Origin of the sequence: Mycobacterium sp. GA-2829 (genome assembly GCF_001499965.1) — a bacterium.
Classification (GTDB): domain Bacteria; phylum Actinomycetota; class Actinomycetes; order Mycobacteriales; family Mycobacteriaceae; genus Mycobacterium.
Genome location: NZ_LQIT01000038.1, coordinates 1 through 25,858, shown reverse-complemented (window position 1 = coordinate 25,858; position 25,858 = coordinate 1). Strand labels below are relative to the sequence as shown.

The 25,858-nt window shown below is 68.9% G+C and carries 24 protein-coding genes; 10 read left to right on the top strand and 14 right to left on the bottom strand.

What is annotated here, in order from left to right; all coding sequences use genetic code 11:
• Positions 1 to 111: 111 nt before the first annotated feature.
• The 9 genes from AU194_RS21600 to AU194_RS21560 are packed head-to-tail and all read left to right on the top strand — an operon-like array spanning position 112 to position 10,663.
• On the top strand, positions 112 to 1,104 hold the full coding sequence (locus AU194_RS21600; RefSeq protein ID WP_059091316.1) for an ABC transporter substrate-binding protein: 993 nt from the start codon (positions 112 to 114) through the stop codon (positions 1,102 to 1,104).
• The gene (locus AU194_RS21595; RefSeq protein ID WP_059091315.1) at positions 1,104 to 2,633 is read left to right on the top strand and encodes a sugar ABC transporter ATP-binding protein; all 1,530 of its coding nucleotides are present in this window, start codon (positions 1,104 to 1,106) and stop codon (positions 2,631 to 2,633) included. Before AU194_RS21600 ends, AU194_RS21595 begins: the two co-directional genes overlap by 1 nt.
• Positions 2,630 to 3,727, top strand: coding sequence for an ABC transporter permease (locus AU194_RS21590; protein ID WP_059091314.1), 1,098 nt, complete (start codon positions 2,630 to 2,632; stop codon positions 3,725 to 3,727). Before AU194_RS21595 ends, AU194_RS21590 begins: the two co-directional genes overlap by 4 nt.
• Positions 3,724 to 4,731 carry a sugar ABC transporter permease YjfF gene (locus AU194_RS21585; RefSeq protein ID WP_082698772.1) on the top strand — a complete coding sequence of 336 codons (1,008 nt, stop codon included), beginning with the start codon at positions 3,724 to 3,726 and terminating at the stop codon, positions 4,729 to 4,731. Before AU194_RS21590 ends, AU194_RS21585 begins: the two co-directional genes overlap by 4 nt.
• Positions 4,728 to 5,759, top strand: a complete 1,032-nt coding sequence (locus AU194_RS21580; RefSeq protein WP_059091313.1) for a LacI family DNA-binding transcriptional regulator — start codon at positions 4,728 to 4,730, stop codon at positions 5,757 to 5,759. Before AU194_RS21585 ends, AU194_RS21580 begins: the two co-directional genes overlap by 4 nt.
• A complete protein-coding gene (araB, locus tag AU194_RS21575; protein WP_059091312.1) occupies positions 5,752 to 7,419 on the top strand; it encodes a ribulokinase in 1,668 nt (555 codons plus the stop codon). Before AU194_RS21580 ends, araB begins: the two co-directional genes overlap by 8 nt.
• Positions 7,416 to 8,129, top strand: a complete 714-nt coding sequence (locus AU194_RS21570; RefSeq protein WP_059091311.1) for an L-ribulose-5-phosphate 4-epimerase — start codon at positions 7,416 to 7,418, stop codon at positions 8,127 to 8,129. The genes araB and AU194_RS21570 overlap by 4 nt, the downstream gene beginning before the upstream one ends.
• On the top strand, positions 8,126 to 9,637 hold the full coding sequence (araA, locus tag AU194_RS21565; protein ID WP_059091310.1) for an L-arabinose isomerase: 1,512 nt from the start codon (positions 8,126 to 8,128) through the stop codon (positions 9,635 to 9,637). Before AU194_RS21570 ends, araA begins: the two co-directional genes overlap by 4 nt.
• A 15-nt stretch (positions 9,638 to 9,652) precedes the next feature.
• Positions 9,653 to 10,663 (top strand): zinc-binding dehydrogenase, encoded by a 1,011-nt coding sequence (locus tag AU194_RS21560; protein ID WP_059091309.1) that lies wholly within the window; start codon positions 9,653 to 9,655, stop codon positions 10,661 to 10,663.
• A 3-nt stretch (positions 10,664 to 10,666) separates the two neighbouring features.
• Here the strand turns inward: AU194_RS21560 and AU194_RS21555 are convergent, their stop codons facing one another.
• The 11 genes from AU194_RS21555 to AU194_RS21505 are packed head-to-tail and all read right to left on the bottom strand — an operon-like array spanning position 10,667 to position 22,061.
• Positions 10,667 to 11,443, bottom strand: a complete 777-nt coding sequence (locus AU194_RS21555) for an aspartate/glutamate racemase family protein (protein WP_059091308.1) — start codon at positions 11,441 to 11,443, stop codon at positions 10,667 to 10,669.
• Positions 11,440 to 13,857 (bottom strand): xanthine dehydrogenase family protein molybdopterin-binding subunit, encoded by a 2,418-nt coding sequence (locus AU194_RS21550; protein ID WP_059091307.1) that lies wholly within the window; start codon positions 13,855 to 13,857, stop codon positions 11,440 to 11,442. Before AU194_RS21550 ends, AU194_RS21555 begins: the two co-directional genes overlap by 4 nt.
• Positions 13,854 to 14,366, bottom strand: coding sequence for a (2Fe-2S)-binding protein (locus AU194_RS21545; RefSeq protein ID WP_059091306.1), 513 nt, complete (start codon positions 14,364 to 14,366; stop codon positions 13,854 to 13,856). The genes AU194_RS21550 and AU194_RS21545 overlap by 4 nt, the downstream gene beginning before the upstream one ends.
• Positions 14,363 to 15,394 carry a hypothetical protein gene (locus AU194_RS21540; RefSeq protein WP_059091305.1) on the bottom strand — a complete coding sequence of 344 codons (1,032 nt, stop codon included), beginning with the start codon at positions 15,392 to 15,394 and terminating at the stop codon, positions 14,363 to 14,365. The genes AU194_RS21545 and AU194_RS21540 overlap by 4 nt, the downstream gene beginning before the upstream one ends.
• Positions 15,395 to 15,405: 11 nt before the next feature.
• The gene (locus AU194_RS21535) at positions 15,406 to 16,218 is read right to left on the bottom strand and encodes an alpha/beta fold hydrolase (RefSeq protein ID WP_059091304.1); all 813 of its coding nucleotides are present in this window, start codon (positions 16,216 to 16,218) and stop codon (positions 15,406 to 15,408) included.
• Positions 16,215 to 16,841: a hypothetical protein gene (locus tag AU194_RS21530; protein ID WP_059091303.1), complete on the bottom strand. Its 627-nt coding sequence runs from the start codon at positions 16,839 to 16,841 to the stop codon at positions 16,215 to 16,217. Before AU194_RS21530 ends, AU194_RS21535 begins: the two co-directional genes overlap by 4 nt.
• Positions 16,838 to 17,479 carry a CoxG family protein gene (locus AU194_RS21525; protein ID WP_059091302.1) on the bottom strand — a complete coding sequence of 214 codons (642 nt, stop codon included), beginning with the start codon at positions 17,477 to 17,479 and terminating at the stop codon, positions 16,838 to 16,840. Before AU194_RS21525 ends, AU194_RS21530 begins: the two co-directional genes overlap by 4 nt.
• On the bottom strand, positions 17,476 to 18,372 hold the full coding sequence (locus AU194_RS21520) for a xanthine dehydrogenase family protein subunit M (RefSeq protein ID WP_059091301.1): 897 nt from the start codon (positions 18,370 to 18,372) through the stop codon (positions 17,476 to 17,478). The genes AU194_RS21525 and AU194_RS21520 overlap by 4 nt, the downstream gene beginning before the upstream one ends.
• Complete coding sequence (locus AU194_RS21515; RefSeq protein ID WP_059091300.1) at positions 18,369 to 19,454, bottom strand: PEP/pyruvate-binding domain-containing protein; 1,086 nt, start codon at positions 19,452 to 19,454, stop codon at positions 18,369 to 18,371. The genes AU194_RS21520 and AU194_RS21515 overlap by 4 nt, the downstream gene beginning before the upstream one ends.
• On the bottom strand, positions 19,451 to 21,349 hold the full coding sequence (locus AU194_RS21510) for a PEP-utilizing enzyme (RefSeq protein WP_197417702.1): 1,899 nt from the start codon (positions 21,347 to 21,349) through the stop codon (positions 19,451 to 19,453). The genes AU194_RS21515 and AU194_RS21510 overlap by 4 nt, the downstream gene beginning before the upstream one ends.
• Positions 21,350 to 21,386: 37 nt before the next feature.
• On the bottom strand, positions 21,387 to 22,061 hold the full coding sequence (locus AU194_RS21505) for an isochorismatase family protein (RefSeq protein ID WP_059091338.1): 675 nt from the start codon (positions 22,059 to 22,061) through the stop codon (positions 21,387 to 21,389).
• A gap of 293 nt (positions 22,062 to 22,354) precedes the next feature.
• On the opposite strand from AU194_RS21505, the gene AU194_RS21500 reads away from it, so the two are divergent.
• Positions 22,355 to 23,029, top strand: a complete 675-nt coding sequence (locus tag AU194_RS21500; RefSeq protein ID WP_059091299.1) for a GntR family transcriptional regulator — start codon at positions 22,355 to 22,357, stop codon at positions 23,027 to 23,029.
• A gap of 5 nt (positions 23,030 to 23,034) precedes the next feature.
• Here the strand turns inward: AU194_RS21500 and AU194_RS21495 are convergent, their stop codons facing one another.
• From AU194_RS21495 to AU194_RS21485, 3 genes are read right to left on the bottom strand one after another with little or no spacing between them, the layout of a single operon-like run.
• Positions 23,035 to 24,078, bottom strand: coding sequence for a zinc-dependent alcohol dehydrogenase family protein (locus AU194_RS21495; RefSeq protein WP_059091298.1), 1,044 nt, complete (start codon positions 24,076 to 24,078; stop codon positions 23,035 to 23,037).
• Positions 24,078 to 24,614, bottom strand: a complete 537-nt coding sequence (locus AU194_RS21490) for a nuclear transport factor 2 family protein (RefSeq protein ID WP_369804184.1) — start codon at positions 24,612 to 24,614, stop codon at positions 24,078 to 24,080. Before AU194_RS21490 ends, AU194_RS21495 begins: the two co-directional genes overlap by 1 nt.
• The gene (locus AU194_RS21485) at positions 24,611 to 25,114 is read right to left on the bottom strand and encodes a hypothetical protein (protein WP_059091296.1); all 504 of its coding nucleotides are present in this window, start codon (positions 25,112 to 25,114) and stop codon (positions 24,611 to 24,613) included. The genes AU194_RS21490 and AU194_RS21485 overlap by 4 nt, the downstream gene beginning before the upstream one ends.
• Between the last annotated feature and the right edge of the window lie 744 nt (positions 25,115 to 25,858).

Sequence of the window (25,858 nt, the reverse complement as noted above, 5' to 3'; positions counted from 1 at the left end):
ACATCCGAGTGGTGTAACGCCGATCACACCGGCGCACATCGTTCCCCTCGCATGTCCCGCGTTCGGCGGCAACGTTCTGACCTCGTAAAACAACCCATCGAAGGAGTTGTCGTGAAGAGAGTTCTCACCGCGGTGCTGGGCATCGCGACGGCCGGTGTGCTGGTGGCCTGCGGCAGTGGACCGGCCCCCGCGGACGGCGAAGGAGGGGGCACCGAAGGCGGCGGCGGACAGATCACCATGGGCTTCTCCCAGGTGGGTGCCGAGAGCGGCTGGCGGACGGCCAACACCACCTCGATCAAGGATGCGGCCAAGGCGGCCGACGTCGACCTCAAGTTCTCCGACGCGAACGGCAAACAGGAGAACCAGATCTCCGCCATTCGCTCGTTCGTACAGCAGGGCGTCGACGTGATCGCGTTCAGTCCGGTGGTTCGCACGGGGTGGGACGCGGTCCTCCTGGAAGCCAAGAACGCCGGCATCCCGGTCATCCTCACCGACCGCGCCGTCGACACCGACGAGCCGGACGTCTACAAGACCTTCCTGGGCGCCGACTTCGTGCGTGAGGGCCGGTGGGCCGGTGACTGGGTGGTCAAGGAGTACGCGTCCGCCCCCGGGCCGGTCAACATCGTGCAACTGGAGGGGACGACGGGCGCCGACCCCGCCCTGGAACGCAACAAAGGTTTCGCCGAGGCCATCGCCGCCGATCCGAAGCTCACCGTGATCGCCAGCCAGACAGGCGATTTCACCCGGTCCGGCGGCAAGCAGGTGATGGAGGCGTTCCTCAAGGCCCACCCGAAGATCGACCTGGTGTTCGCCCAGAACGACGATATGGCGCTCGGCGCCATGGAAGCCATCGAGGCCGCGGGCAAGAAGCCCGGGCAGGACATCAAGATCGTCGCCATCGACGCCACTCACGACGGTATGCAGGCCCTGGCCGACGGCAAGTTCAACTTCATCGTCGAGTGCAACCCGCTGCTCGGTCCTGAACTGATGGACCTCGCCAAGAAGGTGGTCGCCGGCGAACCCGTGCCTGCCCGGGTCGTCACCCCGGACGAGACGTTCGATCAGCAGCAGGCCGCGTCGGTGCTCCCGGACCGCAAGTACTGATGACCACACCGGTCCCCGCCCGCACCGCCGCGCCGGTGGTCGAGATGCGTGGCGTCACCATCACCTTCCCCGGCGTGACGGCACTCGACGACGTCGACTTCCGCTTGCTGCCCGGTGAGATCCACGCGCTGATGGGGGAGAACGGTGCCGGGAAGTCGACGCTGATCAAGGCGCTCACCGGTGTCTACGACATCGATTCGGGGCACATCGCCGTCGCCGGGGTCGAGCAACGGTTCAGTACGCCGCGACAGGCGCAGGACGCCGGCATCAGCACGGTGTACCAGGAGGTCAACCTGGTCCCGAATCTCACTGTCGCAGAGAATATCCTGCTGGGACGGGAGCCGCGGAGGTTCGGGCGGATCGACTACCGCGCGATGAACCGGCGGGCCACCGAACTCCTCGGGGAGCTCGACCTGTCCATCGATCCCGGCTCCATCCTGGGTGACCACCCCATCGCGCTGCAGCAACTGGTCGCGATCGTGCGGGCGACCGCCGTGTCCGCGCGGGTCCTGATCCTCGATGAACCGACGTCGAGCCTGGACACCGACGAAGTCGGCGAACTGTTCCGGGTGATGCGCCGGCTGCGCGACGGCGGTACGGCCATCCTGTTCGTCTCCCACTTCCTCGACCAGGTCTACGCGGTCTCGGACCGGATGACGGTGCTGCGCAACGGCCGTCTGGTCGGTGAGTATCCGACCGCCGCGCTCGATCGGGTGCAGTTGGTGGCGGCGATGCTGGGGCACGAGCTGGAGACCCTGGAGGAGATCGCCGATACCGCCACGACCAGTCGCGGTGCCGAGGAGCCGGTGCTCAGCGCGCGCGGGATCGGCCGCGCACCCGCACTGCACCCGACCGACATCGACGTCCACCGCGGCGAAGTGGTAGGCCTCGCCGGGTTGCTGGGTTCGGGAAGAACAGAATTGGCGCGTCTGCTCTTCGGCGCCGACCGGGCCACCAGCGGGGAGGTATCGGTCAACGGTCGGGCGGCCGCCTTGCGCTCACCGCGCGCCGCCATCGCCAACGGGTTCGCGTTCACCTCGGAGGACCGCAAGGGGGAGGGGATCATCGGTGACTTGACCGTCGGCGAGAACCTCCTCTTGGCCCTGCAGGCCCGGCGTGGTTTCGCCCGGCGGCTCTCGGCCAAGGCCAGTGCCGAGTTGGTGCGGCGCTACATCGAGGCCCTCGACATCCGCCCCCGCGACCCGGATGCGTTGGTGAAGAACCTCAGTGGCGGCAACCAGCAGAAGGTCCTCCTGGCGCGGTGGTTGATCACCGAACCTCAGCTGCTGATCCTCGACGAGCCCACCCGGGGCATCGACGTCGGCGCCAAGGCGCAGATCCAGAAACTCGTCACCGACCTCGCCGCCGACGGTATGGGCGTGGTGTTCATCTCCGCCGAACTCGACGAGGTGGCCCGCATCAGCGACCGGATCGCGGTGCTCCGCGACCGGCACTGCGTCGAGACCGTCGGATCGGACTGCTCGGTGCGGGAACTGACGGCGCTCATCGCCGGCGGGAGCGAGCCGTGACGAAGAGACTTGCCGCATCGCCGCTGGTGTGGCCCGCACTGGCACTGATCCTCCTGCTCGCGGTGAACGTCATCGTCACACCGGGCTTCCTGAGCGTCCGCGTTCAGGACGGGCATTTGTTCGGCAGCCTGATCGACATCCTCCGCAACGGCGCACCCACCATGCTCGTCGCCTTCGGCATGACACTGGTGATCGCCTCGCGCGGCATCGACCTGTCCGTCGGCGCGGTCGTGGCGGTCAGCGGTGCGCTGGCCTGCGCTCACATCGCCGACTCCACCGCACCTGCGAGCACGGGCACGGTCGTGACGGCGATGGGCATCGCGCTCGGCGTCGCGGCGATCCTCGGCCTGTGGAACGGGACGCTGGTCTCGGTGTTCGGCGTGCCGCCCATCATCGCCACCCTCGTGCTGATGACCGCCGGGCGGGGGATCGCGCTGCTGGTCACCGACGGTCAGATCGTCACCGTGACCAGCGCACCCTTCAAGGTGCTCGGGGCGGGCTACGCGGGCGGGCTGCCGGTGGCCATCCTGGTGAGCCTGTCGGTGTTCGCGCTCACCGCTCTGTTGGTGCGCCGCACCGCCCTGGGGATGCTGCTGGAATCGGTGGGCATCAACCCCGAGGCGAGCCGGCTCGCCGGGGTGCGGCACCGTTCGATCCTCTTCGCCGTCTACGTCTTCTGCGCGGTGTGCGCCGGGGTGGCGGGGTTGATGATCGCGTCCAACATCTCCGCCGCGGACGCCAACAACGCCGGTCTGTGGATCGAGATGGACGCCATCCTGGCCGTCGTCATCGGCGGCACCTCACTGCTGGGTGGGCGCTTCAGCCTGACCGGCACCCTGCTCGGAGCGTTGATCATCCAGACCCTGACCACCACCGTGTACACAGCGGGAATCACCCCCGAGACCACCCTCGTGTTCAAGGCCCTGGTCGTGATCGCGGTGTTCCTGCTGCAGGCGCCCAAATTCCGGGCGGCCCTGTCCCGCCGCAGGCGCCGACCGGCGACGACGACCGTGCGGGTACCGCGCCAGGCGGAACCCGTTGCAGCGCAGCATGTGCCGACGCATAGTGAGTCCGAGAAGATGAGCACGCTGTGACCACGCAGACCGCGAAGATCGCGCGCCGGAGCCGTACCGTCGCCGACGGACTCCAGCGGGCGCGCGGGCGCTATCTGTCACCGCTGGCCTCGTTGGCGCTGTTCGTCGTGATGTTCACCGCCGTCGTCGTCCGCTACGACTTCGCCAGCCCCGCACAGGTCTTCCTGAACCTGTTCGTCGACAACGCGCACCTGATCGTCCTCGCGGTCGGGATGACCTTCGTCATCCTCACCGGCGGAATCGATCTCAGCGTCGGGTCGGTGGTGGCACTGTCGACGGTGATCGTGGCCACCGCCCTGCAGGACGGATGGCCGATGCCGCTGGCCGTGGGCACGGTCCTGCTGGTGGGCCCGCTGCTCGGCCTGCTGATGGGCCTGGTGATCGAGCATTTCGACGTCCAACCGTTCATCGTCACGCTCGCGGGCATGTTCCTCGCTCGGGGCCTGTGCTACGTGATCAGCGTCGACACCCTGCCGATCAAGGACCCGCTGGTGCGTCAGTTCGGGCTGAACTACGTCTACCTCTACGAGGACAAGTTCATCCGCTGGACGGTCGTCGTCGCGCTCGCCGCGGTCGTCATCGCCGCTCACGTGCTGCACCAGACCCGGTTCGGCCGAACGGTGTACGCGGTGGGAGGCAACCGCCAGTCCGCACAGTTGATGGGTCTCGACGCCGGCCGCGCGCGGGTGTCGGTCTACGCGATCAGCGGGCTCTGCGCCGCCACGGCCGGGTTGTTGCTCGCCGCCCAGAAGCTCTCCGGGTACAGCCTCAACGGCGTCGGGATGGAACTCGACGCGATCGCGGCCGCGGTGATCGGCGGTGTAATGCTCTCCGGCGGAGTCGGATTCGTGTTCGGCTCGCTGATCGGTGTCCTGGTGCTCGGCACCATCCAGACGTTCGTCACCGCGGAGAACCTCGACTCGTACTGGACACGGATCATGACCGGCGTCCTGCTGCTAGTTTTCGTTCTCGTTCAGCGACTAGTGGTGAGGAAACCCAGATGAGCAGCCAGTCAACGCCCCCCAGTCCCGCGAAGCCGGTCATGGCCGATGTCGCCCGACTCGCGGGCGTCAGCCACCAGACGGTCTCACGGGTCATCAACGGCTCGTCGAGCATCCGCCCGGCGACCAAGGCACGGGTCCAGCAGGCCATCGAGGAACTCGGCTACCGACCCAACACCGCGGCGCGCGCCCTGGTGACGCGGCGCTCGGGGATCATCGGGATCGTCGGCTCCAGCAGCGATCTGTACGGCCCGTCGAGCATCCAGCGCTCCGTGCAGGAGGCCGCCCGCGCTGCCGGTTACTTCTCCAGCCTGGTACCGCTGGCCGAGGTCACCCTCGAGGCACTCCGCGACGCGCTGGAACACCTTGCGCGCCAATCCGTGGAGGCCGTCGTGATGATCGCGGCGCAGGAGGAGGCGCTGGCCGTCGCGCACTCCGCGGACACCGGCCTCCCGATGATCGTCGTCGAGGGGGATCTGTCGGGCAGTGGCCTGAGCGTCGGCGTCGACCAGATCGACGGTGCGCGGCAAGCTACTCAGCACCTCATCGACCTCGGTCACCGGGACATCGCGCATATCGCCGGACCCCTGACCTACACCGAGGCCAAGGGACGTCGCACCGGTTACGAGGCGGCCATGCGCGCCGCCGGACTCGCCGCGGGCGAGCGGTGGGAAGGCGACTGGACCGCGGCGAGCGGATACCAGATCGGTTGCCGTCTGGTGCGATCCGGCGGCGCCACCGCGGTGTTCGTCGCGAACGATCAGATGGCCATCGGCGTCCTGCACGCGCTCGCCGAAGCCAGGCTCTCGGTGCCCGGCGACGTCAGCGTCGTCGGGTTCGACGACATCCCCGAGGCCGCCTACTTGAACCCGGCGCTGACCACGATCCGGCAGGACTTCCAGGCCATCGGTCAGCGGGCGATCGACCTCGTCGCGGCAACCCTCGACGGATCGCCCGCGAGTATGCCCCTGCTCACCCCCGAACTCATCGTCCGCGACAGCACGGCACCGCCTGAGGAGCGCCATGGATAGCGAGAAGTACACCGTCGGAGTCGATTTCGGCACCTTGTCGGGCCGCGCACTGGTGGTGCGCGTCAGCGACGGCCACGAGATGGCCTGCGCCGAACACGTCTACCGGCACGGAGTCCTCACCGACGCCCTGCCGACCGGCGCGGTACGGCTGCCCTCGCTGTGGGCGCTCCAGGTGCCCGCCGACTACGTCGAGGTCCTGCGCACCGCCGTTCCGGAGGCCCTCGCAGCAGCAGGTGTTGATCCCGCCGACGTCATCGGCATCGGCACCGACTTCACCGCCTGCACCATGGTGCCGGTACGCGGCGACGGCACCCCGCTGTGTGAACTGGACGAGTTCGCCGACCGGCCGCACGCCTACGCCAAACTTTGGCGGCACCACTCACCCCAGCCGCAGGCCGACCGCATCAATGCCGTTGCCGCGCAACGCGGTGAGACCTGGCTGTCCCGCTACGGGGGACTGATCTCCAGCGAGTGGGAGTTCGCGAAGGCCCTCGAGATCCTCGACGAGGACCCGGAGGTATACCGCGCCATCGACCATTTCGTCGAGGCCGCGGACTGGATCGTCTGGCAGCTCTGCGGCAGCTACGTCCGCAACGCGTGCAGCGCGGGCTACAAGGGTATCCGTCAGGACGGCGAGTACCCGTCGCGTGACTTCCTCGCCGAGGTACACCCGGGATTCGCCGATTTCGTGACCGACAAACTGGACCAGCCGATCGGCCGGCTGGGCGATCGTGCCGGCGGGCTGAGCGCCGAGGCCGCGCAATGGACGGGACTGTCGCAGGGAATCCCCGTGGCGGTGGGCAACGTCGACGCCCACGTCACCGTCGCGGCGGCCGACGCGCTGGAGCCCGGACGACTCGTGGCGATCATGGGGACCTCGACGTGCCACGTGATGAACTCCGACGTGCTGCGGGAGGTGCCCGGTATGTGCGGAGTCGTCGACGGCGGGATATCCGAGGGCAGTTGGGGTTACGAGGCCGGACAGTCCGGGGTCGGCGACATCTTCGGCTGGTTCGTCGACAACTGCGTCCCCGAGAGCTACCACGTCGAAGCGCGGCGGCGAGGGCTGACGCTGCACGGATACCTCACCGAACTGGCCGGCCGCCAGCGCGTCGGCCAGCACGGCCTGGTCGCGCTGGACTGGCACAGCGGCAACCGCTCAGTGCTGGTCGACCACGAACTCTCCGGGGTGATGATCGGACAGACCCTCGAGACCACGTGCGTCGACATGTACCGGGCCCTCCTGGAGGCCACCGCGTTCGGCACCCGGATGATCGTGGAGACGTTCATCGCCAGCGGGGTGCCGGTGACCGAGCTGGTGGTCGCCGGCGGACTGTTGAAGAACCACCTCCTCATGCAGATCTACGCTGACGCCGTCGGTCTGCCGCTGTCAGTGGTCCCGTCCGCGCAGGCACCGGCGTTGGGCTCGGCGATCCATGCCGCGGCCGCCGCGGGCGCCTATCCCGACGTCGCGACCGCCGCCGCCCGGATGGGCAGACGCATCCGCGACGCCTACAGGCCCACCCCGTCCGACGCCCAGGCCTACGAACGGCTCTACCGCGAGTACGTGGCGGCCTACGAGTGGTTCGGGCGGGGTAACGACATGATGCGCCGGTTGCGGCGGATCGGATCACGAGAAGCCGTGGGGGCACCGTCATGACGGTCACATCCGAGATCAGCCGCGTCATCGCCGAACTGCGCCGGGAGGTCTGCGACCTCCACGCGCAGCTGACCCACTACGAGCTGGTGATCTGGACCGCGGGCAACGTCTCGGCCCGGGTGCCGGGACGCGAGCTCATGGTGATCAAACCCTCTGGCGCCGACTACGATTCGCTGACCGCCGACGACATGGTGGTCTGCGACCTGTACGGCAACCTGGTCGACGGCGCGCTGAACCCGTCATCGGACACCGCAGCCCACGCGTACGTGTACCGGCACATGCCCGAGGTGGGCGGCGTGGTGCACACCCACTCCACCTACGCGACCGCATGGGCCGCCCGCGGCGAACCGATCCCGTGCGTGCTCACGATGATCGCCGACGAGTTCGGCGGCGACATCCCGGTGGGTCCGTTCGCACTCATCGGGGACGACTCGATCGGCCGGGGCATCGTCGAGGTCCTGCGCGAGAGCAGATCGCCGGCAGTGTTGATGCGCAACCACGGACCGTTCACGATCGGCCGCACCGCCCGTGACGCCGTCAAGGCCGCGGTCATGGTGGAAGACGTGGCGCGAACGGTCCACATCAGCCGCCAGCTCGGCGCCGCACCACCCATCGACGCGGCCGACGTGGCCGCACTGTTCGAGCGCTACCAGAACGTCTACGGCCAGAGCGGTGTATCCGCAGAGAAACCCCAGGAGACACACCGATGATCGCGTCCCGCGTCGCCACCAGCCAGGTCTGGCTGATCACGGGCAGCCAGTCCATGTACGGGCAGGACATCCTCGACCAGGTCGCCGACCAGTCGCGTCAGATCGCCGGGCTGCTCGACGGTAGCGGCGAGATCCCGGTCGAGGTGCGGTGGTTACCGGTGGTGACCGACTCCGCCGAGATCGCTCGCGTGCTCAGCGCGGCGAACACCTCCGACGAGTGCGTCGGCGTCATCGCCTGGATGCACACGTTCTCGCCGGCGAAGATGTGGATCCGCGGCCTCAAGACACTGCAGAAGCCGTTGCTGCACCTGCACACCCAGTTCGGCGTGGAACTGCCCTGGCAGTCCATCGACATGGACTTCATGAACCTCAACCAGGCCGCCCACGGCGACCGCGAGTTCGGGTACATCCAGTCGCGGCTCTCGACGTCGCGCAAGACGATCGCCGGCCACGTCAGCGAACCGGCCACCCGGCAGCGGATCGGCTCGTGGGTGCGGGCAGCCCTCGGCCGCGCTGAGCTCTCGACGCTCAAAGTCGCCCGGTTCGGCGACAACATGCGGGGGGTTGCGGTGACCGAGGGCGACAAGGTGGAGGCCGAGGCGCACTTCGGGGCGTCGATCAACACCTACGGCGTCAACGATCTGGTCGAGGTGGTGGAGCGGGTCCGCCCCGCCGACGTCGACAAGTTGGTCCGCGAATACGTCGGCACCTACGACGTCGCCCCCGAACTGCGGGCCGGGGGCGACCGGCACGCCTCACTGCGACATGGCGCCCAGATCGAATTGGGGTTGCGAAAGTTTCTGCAGGAGGGCGGCTTCCACGCGTTCACCACCAACTTCGAGGATCTCGGCGGTCTGCGCCAGCTCCCGGGTCTTGCCGTCCAGCGGTTGATGGCCGACGGCTACGGCTTCGGTGGGGAAGGGGACTGGAAGACTGCCCTTCTGCTGCGTGCCGTGAAGGTGATGGCCGACGGGCTTCCCGGTGGCACCTCCTTCATGGAGGATTACACCTACGACCTGACCCCCGGGCGCGAGCGGATCCTCGGCGCCCACATGCTCGAGGTCTGTCCCAGCATCGCCGTCGGCACTCCGTCGCTGGAGGTACATCCGTTGTCGATCGGCAATCGCGAGGATCCGGTGCGGTTGCGGTTCACCGCCGCACCGGCCGACGCCGTGATCGTCGGCATCTCGGACATGGGTTCGCGATTCCGGTTGGTGGCCAACGCTGTTCGGGTCGTCGAGCCGACAGCGGCGTTGCCGAACCTGCCCGTCGCCTGCGCGGTGTGGGAGCCGCTGCCGTCGTGGGCCACCTCCACGGAAGCGTGGCTGATGGCCGGCGCCCCGCACCATACCGTGCTGACCACCGCGGTCGGCACCGAGACCATCGACGACTTCGCGGCGATGACGAACACCGAACTGCTGGTGATCGACGACACCACCACGGTGCGCGGTTTCCAGCACGAACTCCGCTGGAACGACGCGTATCACTTCGTCGCAGCGGGACTCTGAGCGGAGGATGAACCGATGATCGCAGCGCGTCTGCATGGCGTCGGAGATGTGCGGGTGGCGCTGGAGTCCGACCCTGGCCCGCCCCCGGCGGGCTGGTCGGCGCTGGCCGTCACCTCGGTCGGGATCTGTGGCTCCGACCTGCACTGGTTCACCGACGGCGGGATCGGTGAGAACCGCATCGAACACCCCGTGGTGCCCGGCCATGAGTTCGCGGCGGTGGCGCTGTCCGGGCCGCACGCCGGGAGACGGGTGGCCGTCGACCCCGCGATCGCCTGCAGATCGTGCGAGATGTGCCGGGTCGGCCACCACAACCTCTGCCCCGCAGTGCGGTTCGCCGGCCACGGCGACCTCGACGGGGCGCTGCGGGAACGCCTCGTGTGGCCGGACCATCTGCTGCACCCGCTGCCCGACGACGTCAGCGACGACGCCGGTGCGCTGCTGGAGCCACTCGGCGTCGCACTCCACGCGACCCGAGTCGGACACGTCCGACCCGGATCCGATGTGCTGGTGGTCGGCGCGGGTCCGATCGGGGTGCTCGCGCTGCAGGTGGCGCGGCGCAGCGGCGCGCGGCGCGTGTTCGTCACCGAACCACTGGAGCACCGGCGAGACACCGCCCTACGCAATGGCGCCGACCAGGTGTGGTCGCCCGATGACGCCGTGGCCGCCGTCGCGGAGGAGACCGGCGGCCGGGGCGTCGACGTCGTCCTGGAACTGGCCGGAACCGATGCCGCGATCGCGACGGCCGTCGCGGCGATCCGACCCGGCGGACGGATCGCACTCGGCGGTATCCCGTCGCAGGACACGTCGGCGTTCCCGGCCGCACCGGCCCGCCGCAAGGGCTTGACCTTCGCGATGGTGCGGCGGATGAACGACACCTATCCCCGGGCGATCGAATTGGCCACCAGCGGAATCGATCTGGATGCTCTGATCAGCGAACGCCATCCGCTCGAAGAGGCCGCCAAGGCGTTTCACTCCGCCGCGGAGCGGCGCGGCGACAAGGTGGTTGTGGCCGTATCCGACCGCTGACCGTCAGGCTCGCGAGCTCCCGCCCGCGACCGAGCCGCTCAGCAGGGAACCGGCACCGGTTATCGCGGGCTGATGACCGAGCGCGGTGAGGGTCTCGTAGGCCGTGGCGGTCGCCGCGGAGACGACGGGCAGACCGAGTTCGTCCTCGACCAGCTGAACCGAGGCGAGCGACGGCATCTGTACGCAGGCGGACAGCACGATTGCGTCGGCGCCCTCGCGGCTGAGATTGCGGGCGAGGCCGGGCAGGTTCGACGGGTCGAGGCGGCCCACCGCGAGGTTGTCGTCGACGCCGAGGGCCACCGCGTCGAGCACCGAGATGCCTTCGCCCTCGAGGTAGTCGGTCACCAGCTTGGTCAGCGCGGGCACGTACGGCGTGACGATCGCGACCCGCTGCGCGTTCAGGGCTCCCAGGCTCCGGACCAACGCGCCGGCGCTGCTCACCACCGCCGCCGGATGTCCGTTGTCGGCGGCCGCTTTCGCGATCACCTCCTCGGATTCACGGTGTGCCCCCGGGCCCTGCGCCATGACCGCGACCAGGCAGGCGTAGGCGATCACGTCGACGTCAGCGTCGGACAGGGCGCGTGCGCAGTCACCCGCCTTGCCGACCATCGCGAGGAGTTCCTCGGTGTTCACGTTGCGCATCGACGCACGGGCCGAATGGAACGTGTAGTGGTGGCCGGTTGCCGCGTTCTGGCGACGGAACAACTCCGGCAGTTCGGTCTCCATGGTGGTGTTCGAGCTCGGCACGATCAGCCCGATCCGCGAGGAGGTTTCGGTCATCGGAAGTCCTTTCCTGAGGTGCCCGAGGTGGTTGCGCGCGCGTTCTCCATTGCGCGCCACACCGCCTCGGGCGTGATGGGCAGTGCGGTCAGATCGACATCCCATTCCGACAGGGCGTCGCATACCGCGTTGGCGATGGCGGCTCCGGGCGGGATGGTGCCCACCTCACCGACGCCACGGATGCCGAATGGCGTGACCGGCGAGGGAATCTCGGTGTGGAGCAGTTCAATCGGGGTGGCGTCCGATGCGGTCGGCACGAAATAGTCCATCATCGAGCCGTTGACGAGCTGACCGGTCTCTTGGTCGTAGCGCAGCTCTTCGGACAGCGCGGCGCCGAAACCCTGCATGAGCGCGCCACGCACCTGCCCCTCCACTACGACCGGGTTCACGACCGTGCCGCTGTCGTGCACCATCACGAACCGTTCGACGTCGAATTCCCCGGTCTGCGGATCGACGGCCACGACGGCGGCCGCGGTGCCGAACGAGTACGCCGCATCGAGCGGTTCGAAGTGCGAGGTGGTCTCCAGTCCCGGCTCTTCGTCGTGCGGGATGCCCTGGCCGGTGATCGCGCGCCGGAACAGGTCCGCGAGCGGAACCTCGGCCGATCCGTCCGCCAGGCACGCCACCCGGCCTCGGATGCAGACGTCCTCGACGCCGCACTCCAGCACGAACGCCGCGAGCCTGCGGGTCTTGGCGGCGAACGCCTCGCCGGCCTCCCGCAACGCACCCGCGGCCGCGATCATCGTCCGCGAGGCGAACGCGCCGGTGTTCAGCGGCGACGACGCCGTGTCACCCGAATGCACCCGGATCCGGTCGTAGCCGATTCCGGTGACCTCGGCGACCACCTGGGCGAACGCGGTCTCACTGCTCTGGCCCATGGTCGAGACGCCGGTGTAGACGTCGACCCCACCGGAGCGGTTGGCCCGCATGGTGACGCTCTCGTGCGCGCCGAACTGCGATCCGCGCTTGGCCAGGAACCGCGCGCTCGCGTACCCGGTCCGTTCCACGAACGAGGAGAAGCCGATCCCGACGATCCGGCCGTCGGCGCGCGGGGTGCGTGGTTGTGCGGCATGGTCGCGCCACCCGACGGCGTCGGAGGCCATCCTCAGGCAGAGTTCGTAGTCACCGCTGTCGTAGACCGCACCCGTCGGGTTCTCCCACGGCATCTGCGCCGGCGTCACCATGTTGCGAGCCCGCAGTTCGACGGGATCGACGCCGGTGGCGCGGGCCAGCTTGTCCATCAGCCGCTCGTAGGCGAAGTTCACCTCCGGCTGCCCGTATCCGCGATAGGCACCCACCGGCGTCTTGTTGGTGAGCACCACCCGGCGCTCCACCAACCCGTCGTGCACGTCGTAGGGACCGTTGAAGACCACGCTCGACAGCTGAGCGGACCCGAACGGTGAGTTCCACCCCCCGAGATCGGTCAGGTACCGGTTGACCATCGCCACGATGCGGCCCGAGGCGTCCGCCCCGATCGTGTAGTCGTGCACCGACTCTCGAGCGTGGGTCGACCCACGGAAGTGTTCGCCCCGGTCCTCGGTCCACTTCACCGGGCGTCGCAACGCCATCGCGTGCACACATGCGAGCACGTCCTCGGGGAACACCCCGAGCTTCTGGCCGAACCCGCCGCCGACATCGCTTGCGACGGTGCGGATCTCGCTCTCGTCGAGGCGGAGCGTCTCGGCGAGCTGCTTGCGGATCAGATGCGGGACCTGGGTCGAGCAGTGCACGGTGAGCATCCGGGCGCCCGGCCGCCACTGCGCCAGCACCGCACGGGGCTCCATCGGCAGCGGGCTGACCCGGTTGATCCGGAACCGGCCGCTGACCACGTGGGTCGCCTCGGCCATCCGCTGCTCCGGATCGCCACGGCGGTCCACCTGGGTGGCGAGCACATTGGTGTCGAGCACGCCGGGTTGCAGCACCGGGGCCGACGGGTCGAGCGCCCGCACGGTGTCGACGACGTGGGGGAGCGGTTCGTAGCCGATCTCGACGAGTTCGAGTGCGTCCTCGGCGACATGCCTGCTGGTCGCCACCACGCTGACGACGGGCTGACCCTCGTGCGTGGCGACGCCGTCGGCGAGTGCGAAGTACGGCAGTGCCGGTGCGCCCGGGACCGGCCGCAGCACCGTGAGTGGGCCGGTGCTCTCGCGGATGTCGTCGGCGGTCAGGATGTGCAGCACGCCCGGCAGTTTCGCCGCTGACGTGGTGTCGATCGAGCCGATCCGCGCATGCGGGTAGGGGCAGCGCGCCACCGCCATGTACACCGTGCGCGCGGGTTCGATGTCGTCGGTGAACTGCCCGTCGCCGCGCAGCAGGCGCGGATCCTCCTTACGACGAACCGATGTGCCGATCACCCCCGCTCGGGGGGTGTCGGCGTGGTCGGCCGTCGTGCGACGGTCGTCGACGGCGGTCATTCTGAAGACTCGTCCTTCCGGTCGGCGAAGTAATCCTCGATGGCCGCCACGATGGGCGCGTAACCCGTGCACCGGCACAGCACCCCGGAGATCTCCTCGGTGATCGTGTTCCGGTCCGGGCAGCCGCCCTGATACGACAGCGCCGTCGTGGTCATCAGGAATCCGGGCGTGCAGAAACCGCACTGCAGCGCGTGGTGGGCGCTGAACGCTTCCTGCAGCGCGTCGAGCCGGTCGTCGCCGCCCAGCCCCTCGACGGTGCGCACGGCGCGCCCGTCGAGCTGACACGCCAACATCAGGCAGCCCTTGACCGCCTCGCCGTCGACGATCACCGTGCACATCCCGCACACACCCTGTTCGCACCCGACGTGGGTGCCGGTGAGGCCGAGGCGTTGCCGCAGGAAGTCCGCGACATGCATCCGGACCGGGACGGTCTCGGTGTACTCGGTGTCGTTGACGACGGTCGTGATCTGGATCGTCGCCTCCGTGGTCTCGGGGATGGAGGCGGTCATCGCCGCCCGGCCGGACGCATCTCGGGGACGGTCAGTTCGCCGGCGTCGACGATCAGCTCGTCATCGAGGTAAAGGCTGCAACCCCGCATCGGGATGTCGAAATGGCATGCGGTGTCGTTGGGTCCGCCGAGCTCGTTGTTCGGGCCGATCGAGAACATCACGTTGCCGTAGAACGACCGCAGCTCCATGCCCATGCCTCCGCCGAACTGGGTGAGCCCGTGCCAGTGGGCGCGCTCGTCGAGGCCCCAACCGACGTGGGACATGCCGTAACCCCGCGGGTCGTCGAAGGATTCGATGTAGGACTTGAGCAGATCGGCATCGAGCCCACCGCGGATGTCGCGGATGAAGCCGGCCTCGATGGTCAGCGTCACCGGCGTCTGCACGTAGGTGTTGAACGGCAGGAGGACGTCCCCGGGGGCGAGCACGATCGTGCCGTCGACGCCCTCGTCAGTGCCGCCGGTGAACACGAAGGCGGCGGGCCAGTGGTCCCAGCGTCCCGGCTCGTCGGTGTAGCCGTACTCGCTCAAGGTCGGGTAGAGCCCGAGCTGGTAGGTCACGTCGGTGCCGTGTGGGCTGGTGATGCGCATGGTCTGCGCCTTCGCGAGCAGCTCGGCGCCGACCTCGACGCGTTCGCGCAGTTCGACCGTCGGCATCAGGCGGGCGAGCAGCGGAGCGGGTTCGACCGCGGTGAGGATGCGGGTGCCCGCGCCCTGGATGGCGAACTGTTCCTTGCTGAAGAGCAGGAAGGTCAGGTCGACGACCATGTCGGCGGCCTTGAGCGCCTCCACCGCAAGCGGATTCGTGCTCAGCCCCGAATCGCCGACGGCCCACGCGCCGCTCGCCGAGGCGGGCGACGGCAGGCGCATGTGGTAGGTCGCCGCGCCGAGCTTCTGTGCCGCCCAGAGGAAGGCGTCGGCGTACTCCGCACGGTCATGACCGCGGGAGAGGATGGCCACGGTCTCGCTCTCGTTGACCGCGGAGAGCTTGAGCTGCTGCAGGCAGATCTCGTTGAACAGGTTCTGGTCCATGACGTTTCCTTTCAGGCGGCGGTCAGGGCGGGCAGGATCGCGTCGAGGAAGCCGGGCAGGTTGTCCCACGGCACCATGTGTCCGGCGTCTGCGACGTGCTCGATCGCGATGTCGGGGCGCAGCGCGGCCAGCTCACGGGCCGCCGCTTCCGGGATGACGGGGCTCTCCGCGCCGCGCACCAGGAGCGTCCGTGCGCCGAGCTTGGCGTAGATCTCGTGGAAGTTTTCGGTCTCGAAACCTCGGTGGGTCTCCACCACGGCGGTCTCGTCGCAGCTGGCGAGGTGCTCCGCGCGGATCCGCAGTTCCCGCTCCGACCACTTCGGGTAGAAGCGGCGGACGGCGTCGGCGTCGGTGCCGCGCTGCGCCGCGTGCAGCTGGGTGAGGAACTGCTCCCGGGTGGTGGGGTACGGGTCGCGACCGGGCCCGGATACCGGTGGGTCGACCAGGATCACCGGTTCGGAGTCGGGACGGCGCAGGCTCAGGGCGCCGACGATGCGGGCGCCCATCGAATGACCGATCAACACGGGACGGTTCATGCCGAGCTCGGTGATCACGCCGTCGGCATCGGCGGCGTAGTCGTCCAGCGTGTAGCCGCCGGATGCCGGGACGTCGCTGCCGCCGCGGCCACGTACGTCGGGGACCGCCACCCGGTAACCCGCATCGGCCAGCCGGACGGCGATGAAGTCGGCGGTGACGGCCGGGCTGGTGATCCCGGGCACGAAGTACAGGTCCGCGGCGGCGTCCTCGTTGTACAGCAGAACCTCGTGACGAATCCCGTTGGCGTGAACGGAGACCCGTCGTCCGGCGATCGGGGGGCTGATCATGACGTCACCTCGGTGTTCTCGGTTGCGGGGATCTGTTCGATCGCCCAGTCCAGTAGGTGGTGTGCCGGCTCGAGCGCCCGGTCGAGCCGGATCCGGTCGACGCTGTAGGTGAGCTTGGCGATCGCGGCGTCCCGCGAACAGGTGCCGGACCGCACCCAGTCGCCGGCCAGACCGGCCAGCGTCTCCAGGAAGGACAGCGAATCGGCGGCCTGGACATCGTCGGCCAGGCCGAGCCCGCCGACCTCGTGCAGTCCGACGAGACGGCGCACCTCGTCGATGTCGACGTCGCCGGCACCGTCGTGCGACGACAACCAGTCGCCGACGAACGCCGCCGATCGGAGTTGGTGCGGGTACAGGTAGGCGGGGTCATCCCAGGCCCCGCGTGCATAGTCCAGCACGGGCCCGCCCGGGAACATCCGCTCGATGTCGTGGGTCATGGCGGCCAGTCGCGCCTCCAGCGTCGCCTCGGGCGTGAGGTGCACCAGCCAGTCCCGCGTCCGCATCAGATGGCCGACCTGGTTGTACGGTGCGATCCACTCTGCCGCCGCGGTCTCCACCTCGGTGTCGAGGACGACTTCGGATGCGAGCCAATCGAACTCGGGTCGCAGCTGCGGCGCCGTCACCGTGCGCCTCGTGTTCGCACCAGGAACAGCGTGGCCAGCAGCACCTGAACGGCGTTGAGCGCCACCAGGGCCTTGACCCACACGTCGGAGGCCGGTGCCGCACCGCGCGGCGCCGCGTCGTCGACGGGCGGGAGTTCTGCGGGGCGCGGCGCCGGCTGCCGGGCGGCGGATCCGTTCCCCACGCTCAGCGTCGAACCACCGAGGGCCGATTCCAGGTTGCGGGCGAACTGCGCGGTGACCTTACCGGCCTGTTTGGCGACCACCTTCTGGCCGACGCTGCCTAGTGCACCGGCGAGCGCGACGTCGCCTTCGACGTCGACGACGGTGCCGGTCGCGCTGGGGCGCAGACCGACGACGACGTCGGCGCGCACGTTGCCTGCCGCCCCCCGCACACTCTTGCCGACGGCGGTGAACGCCATGCGGCGCTCTGAATCACGGTCGGTGATACGGACACTCGCGGCGAACGTGGCGTTCATCGGGCCGACGCTCTGCTTGATCCGGACGTCGATGTCGTCCGGGGTCAGCACGCTCAGCGCCTCGACGCCCGGTACGCACCCGGCCACCGCTTCCGGGCGGTCGAGAAACGACCACACGTCGGCGACCGGTTGGGAGACCTCGAACTCCTCGCGCAGCTTCACTGCTCTCCTGCTCTCGTGATGTCGATGGGGGTGTCGGCGGCCCGGTGGCGCATCTCGCGCAGGACCCGCTCGATCTGGATCGGGGTGAGGTGGCGCCGGTAGTCGGCGCTGGCTCGGATGTCGTCGGGCGGATCGATGACCTCGTGCGCCAGCGCGGCCGCGGCGGCGATGTCCTCGTCGGTCAGTGTGGAGCCGGACAGAAGCGCTTCCGCCGCCGAGAGGCGCAGCGCGGTGTCGGCGACCCCGCCGAGTCCCACCCGTACGTCGTGCCAGGTGCCGTCGGCCGCGAGCTCACCGCACACCGCGACACTCACGATCGCGAAATCGTGGTGTTTGCGGCAGATCTCACCGAATGCGTGGTGGGTCAGGGAGCGGTCGAACTCGACGGCGGTCACGATCTCATCGGCGGCCAGCACGGTGGAGTACGAGCCGTCGTACAACTCGGTCACCGGGACGCGCCGTGCGCCCGCCGGGCTCTCGACGACGACGGTGGCGTCGAGGGTCAGGCACGCCAGCAGCACCTCACCGGTCGGGTCGGCGTGTACGAGGGCGCCGCCCACCGTGCCGCGGTTGCGGACCTGCCGGTCGCCGATGTGGCCCACCATCTCGACCAGCAGAGGCAGCCGTTCGGCGAGCACAGCGGACCGCTCGACCGTGCTGTAGCGGACCAAGGCGCCGAGAGTGGTTCGCGAACCGTCGGCCTCGATGTGGTCGAGGTCGTCAATGTCGTTGATGTCGACGAGTGCGTCGGGGCGCCACAGCCGCATGTTGAGCATCGGTGTCAGGCTCTGACCGCCGGCGAGGACCCGGGCCGCACCGTCGTGGGCCTGCAGCGTCGTGAGGGCCTCCGCGACGCTCGAGGGGCGGTAATAGGCGAAGCGGGACGGCTTCACGTGCGTGGTGCTCCCGCGTTCCGGGTGACCCCGACGCCCGCGAAGCGCGCCAGCACCGCACTGATCGCGGTGGTGGGTGCGCCGACGAGCTGCTCGGTCGGACGGTTGCTCCACACTGTCTCCGGGCGCACCTGCAGCACGCGGACATCGCCGTTGTCGGCGACCGCCCATTCGATGTCCTGCGGCGCACCGCGGTGCGCCTCGATCCGCTTGGCCAGTTCGACCAGTGCGCGGATCTCCTCCGGGTGCAGGCACGGCTCGGAGCGACGGTCCGACAGCACCTCGATGAGGCCGGGGAGCGACGTCGTGGGATCGAGCGCGAACATCTGCTCCTGCACGGCGATCTCGGCCGACACCTGTTCGAAGGTGACCTTGTCGACCACGTAGCGGCTGGGGGTGATCGCGCCGCTGACGACGCCCTCGCCGAGACCCCAGCAGCCCTCGATGACCACCTTGGAGCGATCACCGGTGACCGGGTCGAGCGTGAACATCACCCCCGCGGAACGGGAGGCGACCATCTGCTGGATGCCGACGCAGATTCCGTGATCGGTCAGGTCGGCGGTGTCGTGCGGGCGATAGGTCAGCACGGCGGATCCGAACATGCCTGCCCAGCAACGCCGTACGTGGGTCAGGACGTCGTCGATGCCGCGTACCCACAGGAACGTGTCGTACTGGCCCGCGAAGCTGGCGCCGCCGAGGTCCTCGGACTCCCCGCTGGACCGCACCGCGACCGGGACATCGGTCTCGCCGGTGCGCGCCGAGAGCTCGGCGTACGCCTCCCGGATGGCGGCCTCGAGATCGGCGGGCAGTTCGGCGTCGGCGATGCTCTGTGCCATTGCCGCACTGAGCTTCTCGATGGTGGCCAGATCGGCCGTCGCGGCGGCGGCCGCGCGTGTCTCGCGGGCTTGCGCGGCGAGCCCGGAGCCGGCGAGGAAGTGGCGGTACGCGTCGGTGGTGATGCCGAAGCCCGGCGGCACACAGAACCCGCCCTGCGTCATCTCGGCGAGGCTGCCGAACTTCCCGCCCAGGCGGGCGTCACCCGCGGCGCCTGGGGCGTCGATCCACAAGATGAAATCGGTCATGCCTGCACCTCTTCGGTGTCGTCGAGGATCCGCACGGTGCCCTTGTCGCCGTCGACCTCGACGAGTTGTCCGGTGCGGATGGTGGTGGTGGCGAAGCCCGTGCCCACGACGGAGGGCAGGCCGTACTCGCGGCAGACGATGGCGGTGTGCGCCATGATGCCGCCGACGTCGGAGACGGCCGCGGCCAGCCGGGAGAACACCGGCGCCCAGCTCGGCGCGGTGATGCGGCAGATGAGCACCTCGCCGTCGCAGACGTCGTGGAGCTGTTCGGGGTCGAGGATGACGCGGGCCCGCCCGACGGCCTTACCGGGGGACGCGGCCACGCCACGAAGCACGGTGTCGTCGGCGTCGGCGGTGCCCAGCCAGTCGCCGATCGCCTCGGGCGTGATGCCCCAGAGCATGACCGTCAGCGGCTCGGTGAGGAACTCCGGCGGCACGCCCAGTGCGGGGGCCGGCGGGTGCTGTTTGAGGACGTCGCGGATGCGGCGGCGGCGGGCGATCTCGGGGCGCCAGTAGGTGACGCCGCGCGACTCGATACCCGTGGCCCACCCGATGTTGAGGTCGTAGAGCGCGGAGTACACCTCGTTGCGGTGCAGGTAGAAGATGTCTTCCTCGTCGTCGAAGAAGTTGTGCGCCACGAAGACCCGGCCGAGTTCGCGGACCTTGTCCCAGAACATCGAGTGGTGCCAGTGCTCGACGAAGAAGTTGTGGTTCTCCACGAACGGAAACACCTTGCGGGCCAACGCGACCAGGCCGTCGAACGATTCCCGGTCGGCGTCGGTGGGCAGGTAGGAACGGTACTCCGCGGTGACCCGGGTCCGCTCCTCGAGGATCTGCTCGAGCGGACGGCGGATGTCCTCACCGTTGCGCAGTGCGGTGACGTAGCCCCGCAGCGCCTGGAAGGGCAACCGCAGGTCATCGATCCAGGCGCGGTCGCTGTGCTGGTAGCCGGCGCCGGTCGAGAACCAGAACCACGGGTCCTTGGCGGTCTCGAAGGCCTCGAGCCACCGTGCCCCGCCCGGCGCATCGGCCAGAGCGGCCAGCACGGTGGCCGGATCGTCCTCGCCCAGCAGGGTTTCGTCGACACCGAGTTCCACTGCGAGCGCGGCGAGCGAACGCAGTTCGTCGTCGGGACGGAACAGCAGGATGTCGATGCCCGACACCATCGAGGCGATGGTCTGATCGCTGATCCCGGGGAAGGCCGCCTGGCAGAACTCGCGGAAGGTGAGGTAGGCGCCGTACCCGAGGTTGAGCATCTCGAAGTGATACGAGCCGATCTCGAAGAAGCTGTGGATCAGCGCGCTGTAATCGGTCAGCAGGTCGTAGGTCGAATAGAGGCCACGACCGCCGAGAACCCGGTCCAGGGGCTCGATCTCGGGAAGCGGTTCGAAGGTGATCGCCGACAGTCGGGCGATGCAGTCGCGCGCCTTGGCCTCCCAGGCGGCGTACATCTCATCCCAGTTCTCGAAGTAGTGGCCGGCACGGGTCGCGAAATGCTCGGCGCGAGCTGCGATCTCGTCGGGGTCGGTGACCGCGGTGGGGCTGATGTACAGGTAGCCGTTGATGATCCGGTGGTCGATGCCGCCCGCGAGGGGGATCGGCCACACCCGCGTCGACATCTGGCTCACCGCGACCCACCAGTTCTCGGTGGCGATGGTGTCGAACGGGTACATCGGTTCCGGGTTGTGCATTCCGTCGAAGAACCAGAACCGGCTGTCCTCGTCGGCCCGCCGCTCCTCGCTCAGCAGGGCGTAGTAGGGGTACATCGACTCCCAGCCCTCGGCGCCCTCGGGTGTCGCCACCGCGAACGGGCTGGCGAAACGTACCCCGGGCACCGCTGCAGCGGGCGCGTCCGACGAATCGGTCGTGGTCTGGTCAGGGCTGATGGCTGTCATGACGGCTCCACTGGTTGAGGTTGGGATTTCGGATGTTTCAGGCATGCGCGCCGGACGAGACGCGCACGGAACGGCTCTGCAGGTACTGAACGGCGTCATCGACGTCGATGACATCGCCGTACTTCTCGTCGATGTCGAACAGATTGGCCTCGTGCGGTCCGCGGGCCCGGTCGCCGACGCATTCGCGGGGGACCAGCACGGTGAACCCGGACTGGACGGCGTCGACGGCAGTGGCCCGCACGCAGCCGCTCGTCGTCGCCCCGGTGATCACGACCGTGTTTACGCCCCTGGCGGTCAGGAGTGCGGCGAGGTCGGTGCCGAAGAACGCGGACGCACCGTGTTTGGTGATCAGCGCCTCGTCGTCCCGCTGCCCGAGCCGGGTGTCCACGGCGACGAGGGGCGACCCCTCGAGCAGCGCCGCCATCCCGGTCGCCTTGCGCAGCCAGGCCGAGGACTCCAGACGGCCGCGGTCGAAGGCGATGGTGGTGAAGAAGACGGGAATGCCCGCCCCGCGGGCGGTGTCGAGCAGCCGGCGGGTCTGGGCCACGACATCGTCGAGGTCGGCTCCGGTCGGCTGGGTGCGGTCGGTGAAGCCGTTGGTCAGGTCGACGACGACGACTGCCGGCTTCGCGCCTCGCACGACGCGCCGACCGAAACCGGCACGGTCGTAGACGTCGGACACAGTCGCCTCCGAATGAGGCTCAGATCGCATGGCATATATGTATGCCATCTCAAATACCTCCGCGCAAGCGGACGCGTCGAAGTTCTCGGAATATGGTCCAATCTGCGGAAACGGCTACCCATTCCGCCTCAACCGTGTTACTGGAGTTGTTCCGATGCCCGATTGTCCGCCCGGCGCCGGTCGAATGGCATACCATTCGCTCACCGGATGCGGTGGGATCGGCCGACGCCGCGGTGCCGCACCCGGCGTTTCATGGTGGCGGATCACCCTGCCGGCACCGACGCCGGGATAAGATGCGCTGTTCTTCGAGTGCAAGGAGGCAGATGGACGGCTCGGGTCTCGCGACCATCTCGCTTGCCCAGCGCACGAGTGAGGGCATCGCCCAGATCCTGCGTTCGGAGATCTTCACCGGGAAACTGCCCGCAGGAGCGAGCCTGCCCGAACGGCTGATCGCGGAGCGTCTTCAGGTCAGCCGGACACCGGTGCGCGAAGCGCTGATCATCCTGCAGAGCGAAGGGCTGGTCGAGGTGGTGCCCAACCGGGGCGCCTCGGTCCGCAGGATCACCAACGAGGACGTCGCGGAGATCTACCGGCTGCGCGGACTCCTGGAGTCGCACGCCGCCCGGCTGGCCTCCGAACGCGCGACCATCGAGCAGCTCGAGGCGATGGAGGACGCGCAGACGCGGCTGCGCCGGATGCACACCCGCGGTTCGGCCGCCGACCAGGCCATGGCCGACCTCGCCTTCCACACCGCCGTCAGCGATGCCGCGGGCAGCCCTTTCCTGGCGACCCTGGTCGGTCAGGTGCTCGCGTTCACGGTCAGTTTCCGCGCCAACTACACCTCGCCCGCCGAACGCAGCCAGACGGCGCTGGTCGAACACGACGCGATCGTCGCCGCGATCGCCGACAAGGACGGCGACCTCGCGGAGCGTCTGATGCGTGACCATGTCGCGTCGTCGTGTGTGTTCGCACTGGCGCAGTTCGACACGGGAGGCTGAATCCTTCACCGCCTCCGCGGGTCGATCAGCGTGACGCCGACCGGCGACGCTTCGCCGACCGACGGCAGCAGTGCGGCGCCCTCGGCGAGGCCCACGACGCGTTCGACGAGGGCCTGCGGCCGCAAGGTGCCCGCCTCGATCAGGGCCAGCATGCCGGGGTAGTCGACCGCGGCCATCCCATGACTGCCCAGCACGTCGAGTTCCCAGGCGATCACCCGGTCCATCGGTACCGCGGGATGGCCGGTCACATTCGGCAACAGCCCGACCTGTACGTGACGGCCCTGGCGCCGCAGGCTGTGTATCGCATCCGCACACGCCGTCGGCGACCCCACCGCGTCGATCGCGACATCTGCTCCGCCACCGGTGATCTCGTGGACCTGCGCCGCGACGTCGGAACCATCGGCGAGCAGCGTCCGCTCGGCGCCGAGGTCGCGTGACAACTCGAGCGCCGCGGGCGAACGGTCCACCGCGATCACGCGACCACCGAACGCGACCGCGATCTGCACCGCGCTCAGACCGACCCCGCCGGCCCCGACGACCGTCACCCATTCACCGGCGCGCAACCGCGCCCTGGCGCTCAACGCCCGGTACGCGGTGGCGAACCGGCAACCCAAGGCGGCGGCGGCCGCGTCGTCCACCGATTCCGGGACGGCAACGAGGTTGGCGTCGGCGGCGTGCAGGGCCACGTATTCGGCGAACGAACCCCAGTGCGTGAACCCTGGTTGCGTCTGGTTGGGACACACCTGAGCCTGCCCGTCGCGGCACCACTCGCACCGGCCGCAGCCACAGACGAACGGTGTCGTGACCCGGTCGCCGGCGGTCCACTTCTCGACGCCGTCACCCACCGCCGCGACGACGCCGACCAGTTCGTGGCCGGGCACGTGGGGGAGCGTGATGCCCTCGTCGTGGCCCGCCCACCCGTGCCAGTCGCTGCGGCACAGCCCGGTCGCATGCACCTCGACGACGACGCCGTCCGCCGGCGGGGCCGGATCGGCGACGGTGTGTACGTCGACCGCGCCGCCGAACTCCTCGAACACGACAGCACGCATCAGGCGTCCTTGCCGAGGAGTGAAAAGTATTGGTACGAAGGGTCTGTGGCGTCGGGCGCGCCCCGGGGAGTGCTGCGGGTGACGGGGTGGCCGACGTCCAGACGCGACGGGTCGTTGACCTCGGCCCAGTCGGTGACAATCCTGCGCTCGACGAACTTCCACGCCGCGTCCCGCTTCTCGTACTTGTCGAGGTACCGCCCGCTCACCATGACGTCGACATCGCGGCCCTTGGCGACGAACGTGTGGATGGCGAAGCTGTAGATCTCACCCTCGGCGGTGTCCCCGTCGATCGCGAAGTTCGTCGTGGTGATGTGGTGTTGCATCGCCCGCAGATGCGGCCTGGCGGCGGCGATCTCCTCGATGAGGTTGTCGACGGAGCCCACCGAGAACGCACCATGGTCGTCCTCGGCGTCGGGGTGGTACAGGTCCCGCAGTGCGTCGAGGTCGCCGCGGTCGACCGCGCGGCAGTAGCGGTGCACGAGCTTTCGCAGCGCGAACTCGTCGAGCATCTCCTGCATCAGGGCATCGGAACTCACAGCGACACGGTGCCACACGACCTCGGCGCCACCGCGCGCACAGCCCAAACGGCCGCCACGGCGGTGAGCACATGCCACACACCGTGGAACTGCCACACGCTGTCCGGCCGGCACTGCGGGGAACCGGAGCGCCCCGCCAGGTAGGCCGCGAGTCCGACCGCGAGGACGCCGGCCGCCGGTGCCCACACCGACCATCGGCGCCAACCCCGGACGAGGACGGCGGCACACACCAGAACCAGGGCGAGGATCGGCACATCGTGAGCGGGGCCGGCCCACCACGGCTGGGGCCCGTGGTAGGCGACGCTGCCGACCCCGACGGCAACGAGCGCCACCGCGGCGGCGCCGGCCAGCGGTGACCGCCACCGCATCGCCCAGCATGCGACGACGACGCCGGCGGCGACGTACGCGAGGCTGCTGAGTGCGAGCACGGGTTGCGCGAGCGCGCCGTTGACGATGCGCTCGCAATCCGTGTGGCCGAGCCCCGCGGCCGAGAACGGCATGATCGCCCACCGTAGCGCGCCGGGGTCTCTGAATACGACTCCCGCTCGAAGCATCGGTCCGCTCGGGCTTCCGTCGTACCAGGGTTTGGTTCAGGGTCGTGAAGTAATTCACGGCGGCGCCAGGACGGTCTTCCGAACACATTGGCTTCGTCGGCGCGTTGTTGGCGTAGCGCGGCGTGGTGGTCGATTTCACATTGAGCTCAGTGGCTTTGAGTTCGGCTGCGCGTATGGATTCGCCCAACCGGGCCGCACCCTCTGCTGGGTCGAGGATCGGTATGCCTAGCCGCGGTGGTGTGTCGAGAGTCCGTCGCGTCGGTGACACTGACCATCCACTGGACGGGTTTTGGTGATGTTGACGGCGAGGTTGGCCCCATAGGACTCTGCCCGCTTTCGCAAGTCGATGACGTCGCCGTGGTCGCCGACGATGGCGGCGCGTAGTCCACGGAGATACCGGGCCTCCCGTCGTGGGGGCACCGGCTCGGTGCACTCCTGAACCACTTGTCGACGGGGTAGTTACATCCCACGCTTTCTGGTGTGGGCGAAATCCCCCAACAGTCATCAGATTCCAGTTGAGGCGGTCGCAGCGTCCACCCACGCCCTAGAACCTCCCGTATTTCGTAGGTCAACGGCAGCGCAGCCGGAATCCCACCGCGCGGCGAAGTGCCGTGTGTGGTGTCGGCGGTGTGTGGCGGTCAGGCCGCCCTGGTTGCTGGTGGTGCGGGGCCGCCGGGTTCACCGGCGTTG